22 protein-coding genes are annotated in these 18144 nt (G+C 69.4%); 9 read left to right on the top strand and 13 right to left on the bottom strand.

Translation table 11 applies throughout. From position 1 onward, the window contains the following. Position 1: 1 nt before the first annotated feature. The 6 genes from AC1RRW_RS01765 to AC1RRW_RS01740 all read right to left on the bottom strand — a co-directional run bounded on the left by AC1RRW_RS01765 (position 2) and on the right by AC1RRW_RS01740 (position 5784). Positions 2 to 736: an ABC transporter ATP-binding protein gene (locus tag AC1RRW_RS01765; RefSeq protein WP_492898582.1), complete on the bottom strand. Its 735-nt coding sequence runs from the start codon at positions 734 to 736 to the stop codon at positions 2 to 4. Then, complete coding sequence (locus AC1RRW_RS01760) at positions 736 to 1713, bottom strand: branched-chain amino acid ABC transporter permease (RefSeq protein WP_492898580.1); 978 nt, start codon at positions 1711 to 1713, stop codon at positions 736 to 738. Before AC1RRW_RS01760 ends, AC1RRW_RS01765 begins: the two co-directional genes overlap by 1 nt. Beyond that, entirely contained in the window at positions 1710 to 2582 is an 873-nt protein-coding gene (locus tag AC1RRW_RS01755) for a branched-chain amino acid ABC transporter permease (RefSeq protein ID WP_492898578.1), read from the bottom strand. Before AC1RRW_RS01755 ends, AC1RRW_RS01760 begins: the two co-directional genes overlap by 4 nt. A gap of 169 nt (positions 2583 to 2751) precedes the next feature. Beyond that, the gene (locus tag AC1RRW_RS01750) at positions 2752 to 3960 is read right to left on the bottom strand and encodes an ABC transporter substrate-binding protein (protein WP_492898576.1); all 1209 of its coding nucleotides are present in this window, start codon (positions 3958 to 3960) and stop codon (positions 2752 to 2754) included. Between the two features lie 54 nt (positions 3961 to 4014). Then, a complete protein-coding gene (locus tag AC1RRW_RS01745) occupies positions 4015 to 4986 on the bottom strand; it encodes a Bug family tripartite tricarboxylate transporter substrate binding protein (protein WP_492898574.1) in 972 nt (323 codons plus the stop codon). A 21-nt stretch (positions 4987 to 5007) separates the two neighbouring features. After that, on the bottom strand, positions 5008 to 5784 hold the full coding sequence (locus AC1RRW_RS01740) for a GntR family transcriptional regulator (protein WP_492898572.1): 777 nt from the start codon (positions 5782 to 5784) through the stop codon (positions 5008 to 5010). Positions 5785 to 5905: 121 nt separating this feature from the next. Between AC1RRW_RS01740 and leuC the strand changes: the two genes are divergently transcribed. Next, the gene (leuC, locus tag AC1RRW_RS01735) at positions 5906 to 7312 is read left to right on the top strand and encodes a 3-isopropylmalate dehydratase large subunit (RefSeq protein ID WP_492898570.1); all 1407 of its coding nucleotides are present in this window, start codon (positions 5906 to 5908) and stop codon (positions 7310 to 7312) included. 226 nt (positions 7313 to 7538) lie between these two features. Further along, positions 7539 to 8186 (top strand): 3-isopropylmalate dehydratase small subunit, encoded by a 648-nt coding sequence (gene leuD, locus AC1RRW_RS01730; RefSeq protein WP_492898568.1) that lies wholly within the window; start codon positions 7539 to 7541, stop codon positions 8184 to 8186. A 101-nt stretch (positions 8187 to 8287) separates the two neighbouring features. On the opposite strand, the gene AC1RRW_RS01725 is transcribed toward leuD, so the two are convergent. Then, positions 8288 to 8494 carry a TOBE domain-containing protein gene (locus AC1RRW_RS01725; protein WP_492898566.1) on the bottom strand — a complete coding sequence of 69 codons (207 nt, stop codon included), beginning with the start codon at positions 8492 to 8494 and terminating at the stop codon, positions 8288 to 8290. A 141-nt stretch (positions 8495 to 8635) separates the two neighbouring features. On the opposite strand from AC1RRW_RS01725, the gene modA reads away from it, so the two are divergent. The 4 genes from modA to AC1RRW_RS01705 all read left to right on the top strand — a co-directional run bounded on the left by modA (position 8636) and on the right by AC1RRW_RS01705 (position 11779). Continuing rightward, positions 8636 to 9436 (top strand): molybdate ABC transporter substrate-binding protein, encoded by an 801-nt coding sequence (gene modA, locus AC1RRW_RS01720; protein ID WP_492899028.1) that lies wholly within the window; start codon positions 8636 to 8638, stop codon positions 9434 to 9436. A 114-nt stretch (positions 9437 to 9550) separates the two neighbouring features. Further along, entirely contained in the window at positions 9551 to 10249 is a 699-nt protein-coding gene (modB, locus tag AC1RRW_RS01715; RefSeq protein WP_492898564.1) for a molybdate ABC transporter permease subunit, read from the top strand. After that, positions 10246 to 11334: a molybdenum ABC transporter ATP-binding protein gene (modC, locus tag AC1RRW_RS01710; protein WP_492898562.1), complete on the top strand. Its 1089-nt coding sequence runs from the start codon at positions 10246 to 10248 to the stop codon at positions 11332 to 11334. The genes modB and modC overlap by 4 nt, the downstream gene beginning before the upstream one ends. 64 nt (positions 11335 to 11398) lie before the next feature. Continuing rightward, a complete protein-coding gene (locus AC1RRW_RS01705; RefSeq protein WP_492898560.1) occupies positions 11399 to 11779 on the top strand; it encodes a winged helix-turn-helix domain-containing protein in 381 nt (126 codons plus the stop codon). A 2-nt stretch (positions 11780 to 11781) separates the two neighbouring features. Here the strand turns inward: AC1RRW_RS01705 and AC1RRW_RS01700 are convergent, their stop codons facing one another. Beyond that, positions 11782 to 11958, bottom strand: a complete 177-nt coding sequence (locus AC1RRW_RS01700; protein WP_492898558.1) for a hypothetical protein — start codon at positions 11956 to 11958, stop codon at positions 11782 to 11784. Between the two features lie 160 nt (positions 11959 to 12118). Between AC1RRW_RS01700 and AC1RRW_RS01695 the strand changes: the two genes are divergently transcribed. Then, positions 12119 to 12331: a type II toxin-antitoxin system VapC family toxin gene (locus AC1RRW_RS01695; protein ID WP_492898556.1), complete on the top strand. Its 213-nt coding sequence runs from the start codon at positions 12119 to 12121 to the stop codon at positions 12329 to 12331. A 6-nt stretch (positions 12332 to 12337) separates the two neighbouring features. On the opposite strand, the gene AC1RRW_RS01690 is transcribed toward AC1RRW_RS01695, so the two are convergent. Next, positions 12338 to 12610: a BolA family protein gene (locus AC1RRW_RS01690; RefSeq protein WP_492898554.1), complete on the bottom strand. Its 273-nt coding sequence runs from the start codon at positions 12608 to 12610 to the stop codon at positions 12338 to 12340. A 98-nt stretch (positions 12611 to 12708) separates the two neighbouring features. Here AC1RRW_RS01690 and AC1RRW_RS01685 point away from each other — a divergent pair, with 98 nt between their 5' ends. Then, on the top strand, positions 12709 to 13326 hold the full coding sequence (locus AC1RRW_RS01685; RefSeq protein ID WP_492898552.1) for a J domain-containing protein: 618 nt from the start codon (positions 12709 to 12711) through the stop codon (positions 13324 to 13326). 53 nt (positions 13327 to 13379) lie between these two features. On the opposite strand, the gene AC1RRW_RS01680 is transcribed toward AC1RRW_RS01685, so the two are convergent. Then, the gene (locus tag AC1RRW_RS01680; protein ID WP_492898550.1) at positions 13380 to 15368 is read right to left on the bottom strand and encodes a protein meaA; all 1989 of its coding nucleotides are present in this window, start codon (positions 15366 to 15368) and stop codon (positions 13380 to 13382) included. A gap of 167 nt (positions 15369 to 15535) precedes the next feature. On the opposite strand from AC1RRW_RS01680, the gene AC1RRW_RS01675 reads away from it, so the two are divergent. Continuing rightward, on the top strand, positions 15536 to 16207 hold the full coding sequence (locus tag AC1RRW_RS01675; protein WP_492898547.1) for an RraA family protein: 672 nt from the start codon (positions 15536 to 15538) through the stop codon (positions 16205 to 16207). A 160-nt stretch (positions 16208 to 16367) separates the two neighbouring features. On the opposite strand, the gene AC1RRW_RS01670 is transcribed toward AC1RRW_RS01675, so the two are convergent. From AC1RRW_RS01670 to AC1RRW_RS01660, 3 genes are read right to left on the bottom strand one after another with little or no spacing between them, the layout of a single operon-like run. Further along, positions 16368 to 16940, bottom strand: a complete 573-nt coding sequence (locus tag AC1RRW_RS01670) for a DUF1178 family protein (RefSeq protein ID WP_492898545.1) — start codon at positions 16938 to 16940, stop codon at positions 16368 to 16370. After that, positions 16894 to 17151, bottom strand: a complete 258-nt coding sequence (grxC, locus tag AC1RRW_RS01665) for a glutaredoxin 3 (RefSeq protein ID WP_492898543.1) — start codon at positions 17149 to 17151, stop codon at positions 16894 to 16896. The genes AC1RRW_RS01670 and grxC overlap by 47 nt, the downstream gene beginning before the upstream one ends. Positions 17152 to 17210: 59 nt before the next feature. Next, positions 17211 to 18011, bottom strand: a complete 801-nt coding sequence (locus AC1RRW_RS01660; protein WP_492898541.1) for a ComF family protein — start codon at positions 18009 to 18011, stop codon at positions 17211 to 17213. Positions 18012 to 18144 lie beyond the last annotated feature (133 nt).

Below are 18144 nucleotides of genomic sequence, written 5' to 3'. Positions count from 1 at the left end.
ATCACGAGGCCCCCTGCAGCCGCTTGGAGGCGCCATGGCCGAGATAGGCCTCGATCACCGCCGGATCGCCGGCGATCTCGCGCGGCGCGCCCCTGGCGATGATCCTGCCCTGCGCCAGCACATGGATGTCCTCGCACAGGCTCATCACCGCCTGCATGACATGCTCGACCATCAGGATGGTGACGCCGCCGTCGCGGATCTGGCGGATGACCGGGATCATGTCGCGGATCTCGGAGGGGTTGAGCCCGGCCAGCACCTCGTCGAGCAGCAGCAGCTCCGGCTCCGTCGCGAGCGCGCGCGCCAGTTCGAGGCGCTTGCGGCCGGAGACGGTGAGTTCCGAGGCCGGCTGGTCGAGCATCGCGCTCAGACCCACGAGGGCAGCGACCTCGCGGGCGCGGCCTTGCGCCTCGGCGCGGCCGGCATGGCGCAGATAGGCGCCGACCGCGATGTTCTCGATCACGGACAGGCCCGCGAAAGGCTGCACGATCTGGAAGGTGCGGGCGATGCCGCGCCGCGCGCGCAGATGGGCAGCCTCCCTGGTGATGTCGTCGCCCGCGAAGACGATGCGGCCTGCGCTCGCGGCCTCGAAGCCGGCGATGACGGCGAACAGCGTGGTCTTGCCGGCCCCGTTGGGACCGATCAGCCCGGTGATCGAGCCCTGTGCCACGGTCAGGCTCGCGGCGTTGACCGCGACGAGTCCGCCGAAGCGTTTCGTGACGGCGTCGACGGCGAGCATCACGGCGCTCCTTCCGTCACGGGCTTGCGCCCTCGGCCGAGCTTGCGCAGCAGCCCCATGACGCCGTCGGGCGCGAAGGCGATCGCCACGACCAGGAGCGCGCCATAGATCGCGAGGTCGATGCCGGGAATGCCGCCGGCGAACAGCTTCGTCAGCTCGCCGAGCCCATGCAGCGTCACCGCGCCGATGACCGGCCCCAACGGCGTGCCGATGCCGCCGACGATCGGGGCGATCAGCGCCTCGACCGAAACCCAGGCGCCATAGGCGATGTTGGCGTCGAGATAGAGGTAGTACTGGACGTAGAGCGCGCCGGCCGCGCCGGTGACGCCGGCCGAGAGCGTGATCGCCTTCAGCTTCACGCCGAGCACGTCGACGCCGAGCGCGCGCGCCGCATCCTCGTTCTCGCGCACGGCGGCGAGCCAGGCCCCGAAGCGCGAGCGGGCGATCGCGATCGTCGCGAGCAGGACGAAGCCGACGAGCGCGAGCGCGATCCAGACGAAGACGGCGCGGCTGGCGAACTGAAAGTTTTCGGGGCGCATGTCGAGCCTGACCAGCGTCCCGGCCGCGCCGCCGGTGAAGGCCGAGGCATTGGCGAGAATGCGGAAGACCTCGGCGAAGGCGAGCGTCACCAGCGCGAAATAGGAGCCGCGCAGACCCGACCGGAAGCTGAGGAAGCCGATGATCCAGCCGACCGCCGCCGAGAGCGCGACGGCGATGCCGAAGCCCGCCCAGGCATTGACGCCGTAGCGCGCCTGCAGGATCGCGGTCGCGTAGGCGCCGGTGCCGAAGAAGGCGGCGTGGCCGAAGGAGAACTGGCCGCCAAAGCCGCCGAGCAGGTTCCAGCCTTGAGCCGCGAGCGCGACGATCAGCGTGAAGACGAGGAAGTTCAGCACCGTGTTGGCGGCGACGATGACGGGAACAAGCGCCGCCAGCGCGAGCAGGATCACGGCAGGCGCGAAGGCGCGGGCGGCGGTCATGCGCGGGCTCCGAACAGCCCCGTCGGCCTGACCAGCAGCACCAGGATGAAGATGAGGAAGATGCCGATCTGGCCGAGGCTCTCGCCGAAGAAAAGCCCGCACAGGCTTTCGACCATGCCGATGAAGAGCGCGCCGATCAGCGCGCCGGGGATCGAGCCCATGCCGCCGAGCACGACGATGGTGAAGGCGACGAGGACGAAGGCGTTGCCGGCGCGCGGCGTGACGTAGAAGGTCGGCATCAAGAGGCAGGCCGCGATGGCGACGCAGGCCGCTCCCAGTCCGAAGGTGACGGCGTAGATATGGGCGACGTCGATGCCGGCGAGCGCCGCGCCGGTCTTCTCCTTGGCGACGGCGCGGATCGCCTTGCCGGTGTCGGTGCGGGTCAGCAGCAGGCCGAGCAGGAGCGCGACCAGCAGCGCCACGCCGAAGGCGGCGACGCGCGGCAGAGCCAGGAAGGTGAAGCCGAGATCGACCGAGGAAAAGGCATAGGGCACGTCGATCGAGCGCGTGTCGGAGCGGAAGATCGCGAGCATCGCGTTCTCGATGACGATCGAGAGGCCGAGCGTGACGAGCAGGATGTTGCGGTCCTCGCCATGGCTCGCCGGGCCGATGACGAAGCGCTGCAGGGCATAGCCGAGGCCGAAGAACAGCGGCGGCACGATGAGGAGGGCGAGATAGGGATCGATCCGGAAGACGGTGTGGCCGACATAGACCGCAAACATCGCCGCGGTCAGCGTCGCGCCATGGGCGAAGTTGATGATGTGCAGCACGCCATAGACCAGCGTCAGCCCCAGCGCGATCAGCGCGTAGACCGAGCCGGTCATCAGGCCGTTCAGGACGGCGGCGAGGATGATGTCGGGTGCGAACATTCGTTTTTTCGTTGGGCGCCGGCGCCGCCTTTTGCGTCATGCCCGGCCTTGCGCCGAGCATCCACGTCTTGGACATAGTTCTCGGCGGCGCAAGACGTGGCCGGTCGGGACAAGCCCGACCATGACGGGACAATCCGTGCCTCCCCGTGGGGAGAAGGAAGCGAGCGCCCTATGCCGGCACGGGGAAGATCGCCTTGGCGTCGGCGAAATCGGCCGGGAAGATCACCTTGATGTCGGCTCCCTGGACCTGCGTGTTGACCGGCGCGCCGCCCTCGTTCTGGCCGTTGGTGAACCTGGTCGGGCCATAGGGCATGATGTGGCCGGCGAAGGTCGAGCTCGCCAGCGCCTCGGTCAGCCTGGCCTTGTCGGTGGAACCCGCCCGCTCCAGCGCGTCGGCGAGCAGCGCGACGCAGGACCAGTTCAGCGGGATGTTGTAGGTCCAGAACTTGCCCGAGGTCTCGACCTGCTTGCGCAGCGCCTCGGCGACCGGCTTCCTCGGATCGTGCCAGTGATTGCAGTCCATCACGTTCTGGGCCGCGTCCTGGAATTCCTTGACGAAGCGGAAATTCGAGGCCGCGCCGTTCAGCACGGCATAGATGCCCTTGGGCCTGATGCGCTGCTGCTGCATGGTGCGAGCGAGCAGGGCGAACTCGCCGTAATAGCTCGACGGGATGACGAGGTCGGGGTTCTTGGCGCGGATCTGCAAGGCGACGTTCGACATGTCGCGCGAGGGCGTCGGATGCGCGATGGTGTCGAGCACCTCGAAGCCGCGCTTGGGCAATTCCGCCTGCATCAGCTTGGCGAGGCCGGAGCCGAACAGCCCGTCCTCATGCACCAGCACGACGGTCTTGGCCGGCTTGCCGGCGGCGTCGTTGAGCTTGGTCAGATTGTCGAGCGCGGTCCTTGTTACGGTGCCGAAGCCGGGGCCGAAGCGGAAGGTGTTCTTCAGCCCGCGCGTGACGATGGCGTCCGAGACGCCGACATCGACGATATAGGGCAGGTCGTAGCGCGCGGCGGCCTGGGAGGCGGCGAGGCAGATCGGCGAGGCGAAGCCGCCGACGATCGCGGCGACGCCCTCGGCCTGCATGCGCTCGACCTCGGCCGTGCCGCCTTCCGGCGTCGAGCGGGCGTCGCCGAAGACCATCTGCAGCTTCGCGCCGCCCATCGACCTGATGCCGCCGGCGTCGTTGATCGCCTTGATCGCGGCCTCGGCGCCGATCTGGCCTTGCTGGCCGTCATAGGCGAGCGCGCCGGTGACGGGCTGGAGGATGCCGATCTTGATCGCCGCGGCTTGCGCCCGCGGCGCGCCCGGCATGGCGATGGCGGCCGCGCCGGTCGCCAGCAGCGCGCGGCGGGATAGGAGGGTGGTCCTGGTCATGTCTCGCTCTCCTCTGTCCTGGGCCGGTCTTGCGCCGGCGTGAATCGGTCCCGGCTACTGATCGGCCTTGAGGCCGCGCTCCCTGATCAGCGCGCCCCATTTCTCGCGTTCCTTCGCGATGAAGCCGTCGATCTCGGCCGGCGTCATGGCTGCGAATTCGACGCCGAGCGCGGCGAGCCTGGACCTGATCTCCGGCGTCTGGAAGAACGTCGCGACGATGCCGTTGACGCGGCCGACCACCGGGGAAGGCGTGCCCTTCGGCGCCATCAGCGCGAGGAAGCTCAGCGCCTCGTAGCCGGGCACCGTCTCGGCGATCGCCGGCACGTCGGGCAGGGTCGCGAGGCGGCGGGCGCCGGTCACGCCGAGCACCTTGACCTTGCCGCTCTCGATCTGCGGCAGCGCGGTCTGGACATTGTCGAACATCAGCTCGACCTGCCCGCCGATCAGGTCCGCCATCGCCGGACCTGCGCCGCGATAGGGCACATGGGTGATGTCGAGGCCCGCCATGGCCTTGAACAGCTCGGGCGCGAGATGGCTGGTCGCGCCGGCGCCGGAGCTTCCGTAGTTCAGTTTGCCCGGCCGTTGCTTCGCCAGCGCGATCAGCTCCGCGACGCTATTCGCCTGAAGCGAGGGGTGGGCTATCAGCAGCAGCGGCCCCTGCGACAGCATCGCGACCGAGGCGAAATTGTCCGGGTCGTAGGGCAGCTTCGGGCGCAGATACTGGTTGGTGACATGGGTCGCCGGCGTCGCCACGAGCAATGTGTGGCCGTCGGCCGGCGCGCGCTCGACATCGGCCGAGCCGAGCGCGCCGGAGGCGCCGCCCTTGTTTTCTACGATGAAGCGCTGGTTCGTCGCCTGCGACAGGGCCTCGGCCGCGAACCGGCCCATCACATCGGTCGCGCCGCCGGCCGGATAGGGCACGACGACCTTGCCCGGCCGGTTCGGCCAGGTGTCCTGGGCCGTCGCCGTGGCAAGGCCGAGCCCAAGCGCCAGAAAAGCTGGAAGGCTCCATGCGAACCGGATCATGACGCGTCTCCCCGCATTGGCTCACATCCTCGCCGCCGCCGGCACGGGAGACCAGCGCCGCTCGTCGTCGGCGCCGTCGCGGCGCAGTTCCATCCGGAAGGAATAGAGGTCCGGCCGGTAGAGCGCCTGGAGATGCTCGACGCCGCGCCCGTCAGGGCCGGAGACGACCCGCGTCAGCGAGAGCAGCGGCTGGCCGATCTCGAGGCCGAGCGCCTCGGCGACGTCCGGCCCGGCGAGCGTCGCGCCGATCGTCTGGCTGGCGCGTTCGATCGCGGTGCCGGATCGTTCGAGCAAAGTCAGCAGCGGCACGGCGGCGAGATCGGCCTCCGAATAGGTCAGGCCGATGCGCTCCGGCACGTGGGTGGTGAGATGGGAAAAGGGCTTGCCGTCGATCAGGCGCACGCGCACCGAGCGCTGGGCGCGCTCGCCGCGCCTCAGCCCGAGCGCTTGCGCCACGGCCTCGGGCGGCTGGACATAGGCGAAGGCGAGCAGGCGCACGCCGGTGCGCCGCCCCATCTCGACCAGGTGCGTCAGCATGTTGGCGAAGTCGGCGACGATCGGGCGCGGCGTCTCAGGCTCGCGGACGAAGGTGCCGGAGCCGACGCGGCGGTCGATCAGCCCTTCGGTGGCGAGGCTGTCGAGCGCGCGCCGCACCGTGACCCGCGAGACGCCATGCGCCAGCGCCAGCGCCGGCTCGCTCGGCAGGCGCGCGCCGGGCGCGATCTCGCCGCTGGCGATGCGCTCGCGCAGCAGCAGATACAGGCGTCGGGCCTTCTGGGGTTCGAGCGAGGCGTCCAAGCGATGCCTTTCAATGGGGGCAACCTGACTGTCTATCGAGACAGCTAGTTGTCTAGCTTATAGGACAAGCGACTTGCGTCAAGCGGCGGCCGCGCTATTCTGAGGGAGAGGACGGGATGCCATGGCCGCGCCGCGCACGCTTTTCGACAAGCTCTGGGACGCCCATGTCGTGGTCGAGCGGCCGTCCGGCGATGCGCTCATCTGGATCGACCGGCATTTCGTCCATGAGGGCTCGTTCCACGCCTTCGCTCAGCTCGCGGCGCGCGACGGCACGGTGGCCGAGCCCGGCCTGACCTTCGGCGTCGCCGATCATTACGTGCCGACGCGCGGGCGCGAGCATATCGCCAGTTCCGAGATCGCGCGGATGATCGACGATCTGTCGGACAACACGGCCCGCCACGGCATCGAACTCTTCGGGTTGAACGATCCGCGCCAGGGCATCGTCCATGTCGCCGGGCCCGAGCAGGGCCTGACCCTGCCGGGGCTGACCATGGTCTGCGGCGACAGCCATACCTCGACGCATGGCGCGTTCGGGGCCTACGCCTTCGGCATCGGCGCCTCCGAGGTCGCGCACGTGCTGATGACGCAGACGCTCTGGCAGAAGAAGCCCAAGCGGATGCGGATCACCATCGACGGCGCGCCTGCGTCAGGCGTCGGCGCCAAGGACTTCATCCTGGCGATCATCGCGCGGATCGGCGCGGACGGGGCGCGCGGGCATGCGGTCGAATATGCCGGCGAGGCGGTCAGGGCTCTGTCGATGGCCGGGCGCATGACCATGTGCAACATGTCGATCGAGGCCGGCGCGCGCTGCGGGCTGATCGCGCCCGACGAGACGACCTTCCGCTGGATCGAAGGACGGCCGTTCGCGCCGAAGGGGCCGGCGTTCGACGCGGCGGTGGCGAGCTGGCGGACGCTGCCGAGCGACCGCGACGCCGAATTCGACCGCGAGATTTCGTTCGACGCCGGCACGATCGCGCCGATCGTGACCTGGGGCACAAGCCCCGAGGACGCGCTGCCGATCGGCTGTTCCGTGCCCGATCCGGCGTGCGTGCAGGACGAGGCGCGGGCGGGCGCGATGCGCGACGCGCTCGCCTATATGGGCCTGCGCGCCGGCCAGAAGCTCGACGAGATCGCGGTCGACCGCGTCTTCATCGGCTCCTGCACCAATGCCCGCATCGAGGATCTGCGCGCGGCCGCGAGCGTGCTGGCGGGACGCAAGGCCGCCGTGCCCGGCCTGGTCTCGCCGGGCTCGTCGCAGGTCAAGCGCCAGGCCGAGGAGGAAGGGCTCGACCGCATCTTCGTCGCCGCCGGACTCGACTGGGTCGAATCCGGCTGCTCGATGTGCGTCGGCATGAACGGCGACGGCGTCGCCGCCGGCGAGCGCTGCGCCTCGACCACCAACCGCAACTTCAAGGGCCGCCAGGGGCCGGGCGCGCGCACGCATCTGATGTCGCCGGCCATGGTCGCGGCGGCCGCCGTCATGGGCCGGCTCACCGACGTCCGGCCGCTGCTGGAGGGGCGGAGGTGAAGTGTGTTCGGGAGCGGTTCGAGGGTCGATTGAGGCGCGACGTGTCTGCCCCCTCCCCACGCTTGCGGTGGGGAGGGCCGGGGTGGGGGGGCGAGTCCAGGACAACGCCCGACATCGATGTCGAGCCTCTTTCTGCACGCTCCCCCATCCCTAACCCTTCCCCACCGCAAGCGGGGGGTAGGGGACAGGGCGGCGAGTCCGCGCCAGTTCGGTGGGCGGTGTTCGGATGAAGCCGCTTACCACCATCTCGGGCGCGGCCTGTCCGCTTGGCCTCGCCAGCGTCGACACCGACCAGCTGATCCCGGCCCGCTTCATGAAGCGGCCGCGCTCGGAGGGCTATGGCGGCTTTTTGCTGCACGATCTGCGCCGCGACGGGGCGGGAGCGGAGAAGCCGGAGTTTCCGCTCAACCGGCCGGTCTGGCGCGACGCGCCGATCCTGGTGGCGCGGCGCAATTTCGGCTCGGGTTCGTCGCGCGAGGCGGCGGTCTATGCGCTCGCCGACCACGGCTTCCGCGTCGTGCTCGCGCCGACCTTCGGCGACATCTTCGCCTCCAACGCTGTCAAGAACGGGCTGCTGCCGGCGGTTCTCGACGAGGCGGACATCGAGGACCTGCTGGCCGCGCTGCAGGCCTGGCCCGACCTTCCGGTGACGGTCGATCTCGCCGGGCGGACGGTCGGCTGGGGCAACCGCTCGATCGCGTTCGCCATCGACCCGGTCTGGCGCGAGCAACTGCTCAACGGCTGGGACGATATCGACGTGACGCGCTCCTTCGCCGCCGAGATCGCGCGCTTCCGGGCGGCGACTGCGGTCGAGCGTCCCTGGGCGCGGCCGAAGGCGGGAAGCCCGCAGGTCCCGTTCGACGGCGCCGCATGATCGGTCGGGCGGCGTGGCGTCCTTGGTCCGCTATGTTTGTTCCGATACAGCAGAGCGGATCTCGACGGAGCAGATTCCGCTCCACTCCAGCTCGACGCGCCTCAGTCGATGGCGATCATGACGTCGGAGGCCTTGACCACGGCGTAGGCCTGCTGGCCGACCGCGAGCCTGAGCTCGTCGACGGCGGCGTTGGTGATGGCCGAGGTCACGATCGCGCCGCCGACGTCGAGGCGGACATGGGCGGTGGTCGCGCCCTTGGTGATCTCGACGACGGTGCCCTTGAGCTGGTTGCGGGCGCTGATCTTCATGGGATGTCTCCGGTGGACGGTTGCAACGGATCAGGGGTGGTATCGGCAGCACGCGCCCTTTGTCCAGTTGCTCTCGGGTAAGCCCGCCGGCTATATTCGGGCGGATCGAGCGCAAGCAACCCGAAGAGGACGAGACCCATGATGATCCGCCGCCATGTGATCGGCCTTGCCGCCGCTGTGCTCGTCGGCCTCGCGCCCGCAGCCGGTTTCGCCCAGGCGCAGCCGAAGGAACTCGTGATCTTCGCCGCCGCCAGCCTGAAGAACGTGCTCGACGAGACCGCCGCCGCCTGGGTCAGGGAGACCGGCAAGCCGGCGCCGAAGATTTCCTATGCGGCGAGCAACGCGCTCGCCAGGCAGATCGAACAGAGCGCGCCGGCGGATCTCTTCCTCTCCGCCGATCTCGACTGGATGGACTATGTCGCCGGCAAGGGCCTGATCAGGCCGGAGACGCGGATCAGCCTGCTCGCCAACCGCATCGCCTTGATCGCGCCGGCGGATTCGACCGCGGCGGTGACGCTCTCTCCCGGCGTCGATCTCTCCGCCGCGCTCGGCCAGGGCCGGCTCGCCATGGCCAATGTCGAGGCCGTCCCGGCCGGCAAATACGGCAAGGCGGCGCTGGAGAAGCTCGGCGGCTGGGACAAGGTCAAGGACAAGGTGGCGCAGGCCGACAATGTCCGGGCCGCGCTGCTGCTGGTCTCGCGCGGCGAGGCCCCGCTCGGCGTCGTCTATACGACCGACGCCGCCGCCGATCCGAAGGTCAAGGTGCTCGCCACCTTCCCGGAGGACACCCATCCGCCGATCATCTATCCGGTGGCGGTGCTGAAGGATTCGGGCAATCCCGATGCTGTCGGCTTCCTGAGCTATCTGCGCGGAGCAGGGCCGCGGGCGGCCTTCGAGAAGCAGGGCTTCACCGTGCTGAACCGGCCGGCCAATGCGTCGTAGATCGCCGCGCGCCCTGTCGGACGCGAGGAGGCGATCCGCCTCTTTGTCCCGGCAGCGGACGTATCCGAAAAGCGATATCCGCCATTCGGTCCGACGCTCGGGGTCATCGGCCAGTTGAGCGACTGGCTTTCCCCCGAGGAATGGACGGCGGTCCGCCTCAGCCTGATCGTCGCGAGCACGGCCACCTTGGCGAGCCTGCCCTTCGGCATCGCCGTCGCATGGCTGCTGGCGCGCCGGAGTTTCTGGGGCAAATCTGCGCTCGACGCCGTCGTCCACCTGCCGCTGATCCTGCCTCCCGTCGTCACCGGCTATCTGCTGCTGGCCTGGTTCGGCCGGCGCGGCCCGGCGGGTCAGTTCCTGTACGACTGGTTCGGCATCGTCCTGTCCTTCCGCTGGACCGGGGCGGTGCTGGCCAGCGCGGTGATGGGCTTTCCGCTGATGGTGCGCGCCATCAGGCTCTCGATCGAGGCGGTCGACCGCAAGCTCGAGGACGCGGCCGGCACGCTCGGCGCAGGCCCGGTCTGGGTGTTCGCGACGGTGACCTTGCCGCTCTGCCTGCCCGGCATCCTCGCGGGCATGATCCTGTGCTTCGCCAAGGCGATGGGCGAGTTCGGCGCGACCATCACCTTCGTCTCCAACATCCCCGGCGAGACGCAGACCCTGCCCTCGGCGATCTACACCTTCACGCAGATTCCGAACGGCGACGCCGGCGCGATGCGGCTCACCCTGATCTCGATCGCGCTCTCGGTCGCGGCGCTGGTCGCCTCGGAATGGCTGGCGCGGCTGGTCGGGCGACGGATCGCCGTCGAATGAACCCGGTCATCGAGATCGCCGTCCGGCATCGGCTCGGCCAGTTCGCCCTCGACGCGGCGTTCACATCGGATGGCCGGCTCACCGCGCTGTTCGGGCGCTCGGGCTCGGGCAAGACCTCGCTCGTCAACATCGTCGGCGGGCTGATCCATCCGACGCGCGGGCGCGTCGTCGTCGACGGGCAGGCGCTGGTCGACACCGATCGCGGCATCTTCGCGCCCAAGCACAAGCGCCGCATCGGCTACGTCTTTCAGGAGGCGCGGCTCTTCCCGCATCTGAGCGTGCGCCAGAACCTGCTGTTCGGGCGCTGGTTCGCGGGCAGGGACGCGAAGGCCAGCAGCGATCTCGCCGGCGTGCTCGATCTGCTCGGCATCTCGCATCTGCTCGAGCGCCGGCCGGGCGCGCTGTCGGGCGGCGAGAAGCAGCGCGTCGCGATCGGCCGCGCGCTTCTGGCCAATCCCCGCCTGCTGCTGATGGACGAGCCGCTCGCCTCGCTCGACGAGGCGCGCAAGGCCGAGATCCTGCCCTATATCGAGCGCCTGCGCGACGAGGCCGGCGTGCCGATCATCTATGTCTCGCATTCGGTCACCGAGGTCGCGCGGCTGGCGACGACGCTGGTGACGCTCGATCAGGGCCGCGTCACCGCCTGCGGGCCGACCGCGCAGGTGATGTCGCGGCTCGACGTCGCCGGGCTCTCGGGCGCGGCCGAGGCCGGCTCGATCCTGGAGGCCAAGGTCGCCGGCCATGACGAGGCCTATGCCCTGACTACGCTGACGACCCGGGCCGGATCGCTGCAGGTCGCGCGCAGCCTCCTGCCGCCCGGCGCGAGCCTGCGGGTGCGCATCCTCGCCAGCGATGTGCTGATCAGCCTGCGCGAGCCGGTCGGCGTCAGCGCGCTCAACATCCTGGCGGGAACGGTCGTCGAGATCGGCCCGCGCTGCGACGGCGCGGCCGTCGAGTTGCGGCTCGACTGCGGCGGCGAGAACCTGCTCGCCAGGCTCACGGCCAAATCCGTCGCGCAGTTGGGCTTGCAATCCGGTAGCCCGGTCTTCGCGGTGATCAAGAGCGTCTCGATCGATGCGTCGTAAGGGGACGGGACGATGTCATCGCCGGGAAAATCTCCAGGATGCGGGCCGCGCAAAGGATGCCACCATGCCTGAAACAGCCCCTCGGAAGCCGGCCGCCATGATCAGCCTCAGGGTCGATCTGGCGCCGGACGGGCGGCTCGGGCCGGGCAAGATCGACCTGCTGGAAGCGATCGAGGAGACGGGCTCGATTTCCGGCGCCGGTCGCGCCATGAAGATGTCCTATCGTCGCGCCTGGCTCCTGGTCGACAGCCTCAACCAGATGTTCCGTCGTCCCCTGGTCGAGGCGTCGCCGGGAGGCGCCAGGGGCGGGGGGGCGCGTCTGACGCCGATGGGTCGCGAGGTCGTGGCCCATTACCGCGCGATCGAGAGCAAGGCCCTGAAGGCGGCCTCGCTCCATATCGACGCCCTGCGGGACGCCGCGGCGGAACCCGCTCCCGAGTCCTGAGATCACGGGCTGTCGAGAAACCGGGAGAAAATCTCCGCCGTGGCTTCGGCCGAGGTCCGGTTCGAGACGCCGGGCGTGCGCGCGACGAGAGCGCCGGGCACGAGCTTCGCCACGCCGTCGAGATAGGGCAGCAGCATGTCGTCTTCGGCGCAGGCGAGCAGCGTCGGCGTCGTCAGCAAGGGCAGGCGCTCCTCCCTCTTCAAACACGCAGGACATGCATCCGATTAATCGTCCGATGCTCTAGGTAGCCTCGACCGCCTGATCATCAACGACGTCGTCTACGCGGAACGGTCGGTGAGCTTCCCCTCTCCGGACGCACTCGATGGGGCACTTGCGCGCATGACGGTCAAGCTCGCGCCCATTGATCGCAGTGCGTTCTTCCTGGCCGGACGCGCGTTTCAGCTTTATCGCCGCGCCGACGGAACGCGTACGGTAGTGTTGCACGATTTCTTCATCGGAGCTCACGCCGCCGTCGCGCGACTGCCAGTGCTGACCCGCGATCCGCGCCGCTACCGGACCTACTTTCCGACCATCGAGCTGATCGCGCCCTGACGCCGCTCAGCCCTCGCTTGGCCCGCGCGCCACGATCGCCAGCGCGTGCACCCCGTCCGCCAGTTCCTGCGCCAGCGCCGCGTTCACCAGCCGGTGACGCTCGAGCCGGCTCTTGCCGGCGAAGGCCCGCGACACGATATCGACCCTGAAATGGGTCTCGCCGCCCTCGCGCCAGCCGCCATGGCCCTGATGCTGGTGCGATTCGTCGATCACGTTCAGGCGCTCTGGCGCGAGAGCGTCCCGCAGCTTCCTCGTGATCCGTTCAGCCATTGCGGTCATGATCGCGACATCATCCTGATCGCCAGCGCGGCGGTGGGCGCCGCGCATGTTGCGTCGCACTTGCCCGCTGGTCTTCCGAGTCTCATAACCGTTCGACGATGAACTTCAACTCGCGCCTGTTCGACCGCATCAGGATCGGCCCTTCCGAGGCGGAAGAGGCCGAGATTCCTGTCGGCACCCCTTGCGACCATGCCGGCTGCCGCCGCGCGGGCGAATATCGCGCGCCGAAGGGCCGGGGTCGGGAAGGGCAGTTCTTCCTGTTCTGCATGGAGCATGTGAAGGCCTACAACGCGACCTACAACTATTTCCAGGGCATGGATGACGAGGCGCTGCAGGCCTATCAGAAGCAGGAGGAGATCGGCCACCGGCCGACCTGGAAGCTCGGCGTCAATTCGCGCGCGGCGCGGATGGCGCAGCGCGGCCGCGTCGCCGGCGGACAGGCCGGGCCTGAGGTCGCCGACGCGTTCAACCTGTTCGGCGCGCGCCGGGCGCAGGCTGCATCCCAGCCGGAATCTCGCGTCGGCGTCGTGGCGCGCAAGGCGCTGGAGACGCTGGGTCTCGACGACACGGCCGATTCCGTCGCGATCAAGGCGCGCTACAAGGAACTGGTGAAGCGCCTCCACCCGGATGCGAATGGCGGCGATCGCTCGCGCGAGGGGACGCTGCAGGAAATCCTGAAGGCGTATCAGACGCTGAAGACGACCGGGATGGTATGATCCCTTGTCATTCCGGGTTCGCGCCTGCGGCGCGTCCCGGAACGACAGAGGGTTTACCGCTTCTGCGCCGCCAGCCCCGCGACATCAGCGATAATCCCGTCCAGCTCGAAATTCTTCGGCGTGTAGACGCGGGCCACGCCCATATTCTTCAGCGCGTTCTCGTCGTCGGGCGGGATGATGCCGCCGACCACGACCGGGATGGTCATGCCCGCCACCCGCAGCCGCGCCGTGACGTCGCGCACCAGCGGCAGGTGCGAGCCCGACAGGATCGACAGCCCGACGATGTCGGCCTCGGTCTCCTTTGCCTGCGTCACGATCTCGTCGGGAGTCTGGCGGATGCCGCCATAGCTGACATCCATGCCGGCGTCCCTCGCCCTGACCGCGATCTGCTCGGCGCCGTTCGAGTGGCCGTCGAGACCGGGCTTGCCGACGAGGAAACGCGGCGCCCGGCCAAGCGTTTCCGTCGCCCTGGCAACGGCCGCCTTGACGGTGGCGAGGCCGGAGCTGTCGCCGAGCTTGCTCGTGTCGACGCCGGTCGGGGCGCGATATTCGCCGAAGATCTCGCGCAAGGTCTGGGCCCATTCGCCGGTGGTGACGCCGGCCTTGGCGCAGACGATCGAGGCCGGCATGACGTTTCGCGCTTCCTTCGCGCAGCACGCCAGCTCCGCCAGCGCGGCCTCGGCCGCCTTCGTGTCACGCGCCGAGCGCCAGGCCTTGAGCCGGCCGATCGCCTCGAGCTCGACCGAGTCCGGCACGGTGACGACATTGCCTTCGCCGGCCGAGAGCGGCGAGGGCTCGCTGTTGGTGAACTTGTTGACGCCGATGACGATCTGCTCGCCGCGCTCGATCGCCTCGATCCGGCGCGCGCCGTTCTCGACCAGCGCCTGCTTCATGTAGCCGGTCTCGATCGCCGCCAGCGCGCCGCCCATGTCGTCGATCTTCGCCAGCTCCTCGAGCGCCGCCGCCTTCAGCCCGGCGACCTTGGCGTCGATCGCGGTCGAGCCGTCGAAGATGTCGCCAAATTCGAGCAGGTCGGTCTCGTAGGCCAGCACCTGCTGCATGCGCAAAGACCATTGCTGGTCGAAGGGGCGGGGCAGGCCGAGCGCCTCGTTCCAGGCCGGAAGCTGCACGGCGCGGGCGCGGGCCTTTTTCGACAGGGTCACCGCCAGCATCTCGATCAGGATGCGATAGACGTTGTTCTCCGGCTGCGGCTCGGTCAGGCCGAGCGAATTGACCTGCACGCCGTAGCGGAAGCGCCGCATCGCCTCGTCGGCGACGCCGTAGCGGCCGAGCGTGATCTCGTCCCAGAGATCGACGAACGCCCGCATCTTGCAGAGTTCGGTGACGAAGCGCATGCCGGCGTTGACGAAGAAGGAGATACGCCCGACGACCTCGGGAAATTCCTCGGCCGAGACCTCCGGCCGCGCCCGGATCGAATCGAGCAGGGCGATCGCGGTCGCCAGCGCGAAGGAGAGTTCCTGCACCGGCGAGGCCCCGGCCTCCTGGAGATGGTAGGAGCAGACATTGGTCGGGTTCCATTTCGGCAGTTCGCGCGCCGTGAACACGACGATGTCGGTGGTGAGCTGCATCGAGGGGCGCGGCGGGAAGACGTAGGTGCCGCGCGAGAGATATTCCTTGACGAGGTCGTTCTGGGTCGTGCCCTGCAGCGCGCGGCGGTCGCAGCCCTGCTCGTCGGCGACCGCGATATAGAGCGAGAGCAGCCAGGCCGCCGTCGCGTTGATCGTCATCGAGGTGTTCATCCGCGCCAGCGGGATGTCGGCGAAGAGCGTGCGCATGTCGCCGAGGTGGCTGACCGGCACGCCGACCTTGCCGACCTCGCCCCGCGACAGGACATGGTCGGGATCGTAGCCGGTCTGGGTCGGCAGGTCGAAGGCGACGGAGAGGCCGGTCTGCCCCTTGGCGAGGTTGTTGCGGTAGAGCTTGTTGGATTCCGTCGCGTCGGAATGCCCGGCATAGGTCCGGAAGATCCAGGGCTTGTCGCGCGCGGCGGGCTTGTCGCCGATGGGACCGATCGCGTTCATGGGGGTCTCACCCTCTTTTTCGAGCAATCTCGATGTTGCACTGCGGCGAAGATTAACGCCAGAGGCGGAGAAAGTCGCTTGAGACGTTAGGCGCGGTCGCCGGGCAGGCTTCCGCGTGGCAGCTGCGCGCGCTAGCCTGTCGATCACGTCAAAAAAACGAGTCCGCGATGCCGACCCGTCTCGCCACGCCAGCCGATCCCCGCCTGCCGCATGCGCTGATCGAGGCGTGGAAGGCGGTGCCGAGCTCGGTCGTCGCCGACCAGCTCGGCGGCACGGGCCATGCCGATCCGCGCATCCGGCCGATCAGGCCCTTCGCGCCGGGCCAGCGCCTCGTCGGCTCGGCGGTGACCGCCTGGTGCGAGCCGGCCGACTACGGCCCGGCGCATCATGCGATCGCCGTCGCCCAGGCCGGCGACGTCATCGTGGTCGCGGCCGGCGGGCGGCGCGACGCGGCGATGATCGGCGATCTGTTGAGCGGCGCGGCACGGCTCAAGGGCATCATCGGCGTCGTCGTCGACGGCGCGGTGCGCGATGTCGGCGTCGTCGCGCAATGGTCGGATTTCACGATGTTCTCGCGCTGGGTGATGCCGCGCGGCCCGTCCTCGATGGAGCGCGGCGTCGTCAACGGTCCGATCGTGTTCGGGGGCGTCGCGGTCTCGCCCCACGACCTCGTCGTGGGCGACGATGACGGGCTGGTCTTCGTGCCGCACGGGCTGGCGCAGGAGAAGCTGGAACCCTGCCTGGCGCGCGTCAGGGCCGAGGCAGGCTGGGAAAAGGTGCTGGCGGGCGGCGCGAGCACGGTCGAGACGTTCGGCGTGCCGGCGATGGCGCCGCTTTGACGTTTCGCTCGGAACCGCTTCGTCATCCCGGACAAGCCGCGTCAGCGACGCAGCCCCGGGAGCCATCGCAAGGCACGACAGCGTTCTGGGATGGATCCCGGAGTTCCGCTTCGCTGCGTCCGGGACGACGGCGGAGCGTGGGACGAGCGGCCGCGACCGCTCAATTCCGCGCGCCGGGCAGCCTCGGCAGGGGGATGAAGGCCACGCCCTCGTCCTGCAGCATCTGCGCATCCTCGGGCGTCGCCTCGCCATAGATCGGGCGGCTGTCGCTTTCGCCGTGATGGATCTTGAGCGCCTCGTCGGCGAAGCTCTTGCCGACGTTCTCGGCGTTCGCGGCGACATGGGCGTGCAGCGCCGTCAGCATCTGGCGGAAGGCGATCTCCTTCTCGCCCATCAGCGCGACGGGTGCGGGGGCGGGCGCGGCCGGAGCCGATATAACCGCGTCCTCAGCCGCCGGCTCGGCCATGGCCTCGATCGTCCGGGGACCGCGGTCGCTGCGGGCGACGTTCGGGGCCATGATCGCACGCTCGACGCGGATGCTGCCGCAGACGGGGCAATCGACGAAACCGCGTTTCGCCTGCTCCTCGAACCCGGACGAGGACGGAAACCAGCTCTCGAACTCGTGCGCGTTGTCGCAGATCAGGGCGTAGCGGATCATCGCGCGCCGGACCTCGCCGAGATGCGGCTCATGCCGCCAGCAACCTGTCGAGTTCGCCCCGCGCATCGAGCGCATGGATGTCGTCCGAGCCGCCGACATGCCTGTCGCCGATGAAGATCTGCGGCACCGAGGTGCGCCCCCCGGCCCGCGCCGTCATGGCCTGGCGCAGCTCGGGCCGGCCGTCGACGTCGATCTCGTCATAGGCGACGGACTTCTTGCCGAGCAGCGCCTTGGCGGACCGGCAATAGGGGCACCAGGGCGTGGTGTAGATGGTGACCTGAGGCATGGAGGGTCCGTCGTTTGCGAGCGTGATGGCGATGACTGAAGCCCGCATATAGTGTGCGCTCACGCCTCCGTCACGACCCGCGCGAAGGTCAGGATGTCGACCTTGCCCGCGCCGGCCCGCAGCAGGGCGCGCGCCGCGGCATTGGCGGTCGCGCCCGTGGTCAGGACGTCGTCGACCAGCAGGACGCGCCTGCCCTCCAGCTTCGGCCGGGCGGCGGGCGGCGCCTTGAACGCGCCTTGCAGGTTGTCGGCGCGCTGCGGCCGCGTCAGCCCGACCTGCCGGCGCGTGCGCTTGACCCGGACCAGCGCATCCTGCGCGAGCGGGGCATGACCCTGCCTGGCGAGCACGGTCGCCAGCGCGGCCGCCTGGTTGAAGCGCCGGGTCCAGAGCCTCACCCGGTGCAGCGGCACGGGTACGATGAGATCGGCATCGGCCAGGAGTTCGCGGCCGGCCTGGGCCATCATCGCGCCGAGCGCCAGGGCAAGCTCGGTGCGGTCGCCGTATTTGAGCCTGTGGACGAGGTCGCGCGCCGTCCCGTCGAAGCGGCAGACGGCGCGCGCCCGGGCGAACACCGGCGGGTCGGCGATCGCGGCCGGCGAGAGCAGGCCTTCGCCGAGGTCGACCGCGAAGGGCGTGCCGAGGCGTTCGCAATAGGGTCGCTCGATGAAGTCGAGCCCGGCCCAGCAGCGCGGGCAGAGCGCCTGCGCCTCGGCCACCGCGGCCTGGCAGGCGATGCAACTCGGCGGATAGACGATGCCGATCGCGGCGTTCCAGCCCGCGCGCGCCGCATGGCGACCTTGCGTCAGCAGACCGCCGAGGATGGCCGTTCTCCGCAGTATGCCGTCGGCAGGATCGTTCATCGCATGTCCCGGCTTTGAAGGGGCATTCCTTCCATGCCTGCCGGCCCGGCCTGCAACCGCCCCTGCCAATCGAGACTGGCATGCCTATCTCAGCCTTGTCGATTGGCGATCCGCCTCGATCCCGGTTTCAATC

Source organism: Allobosea sp. GW821-FHT12C12, assembly GCF_058807355.1.
This window is presented reverse-complemented; position numbering and strand designations above follow the sequence as displayed.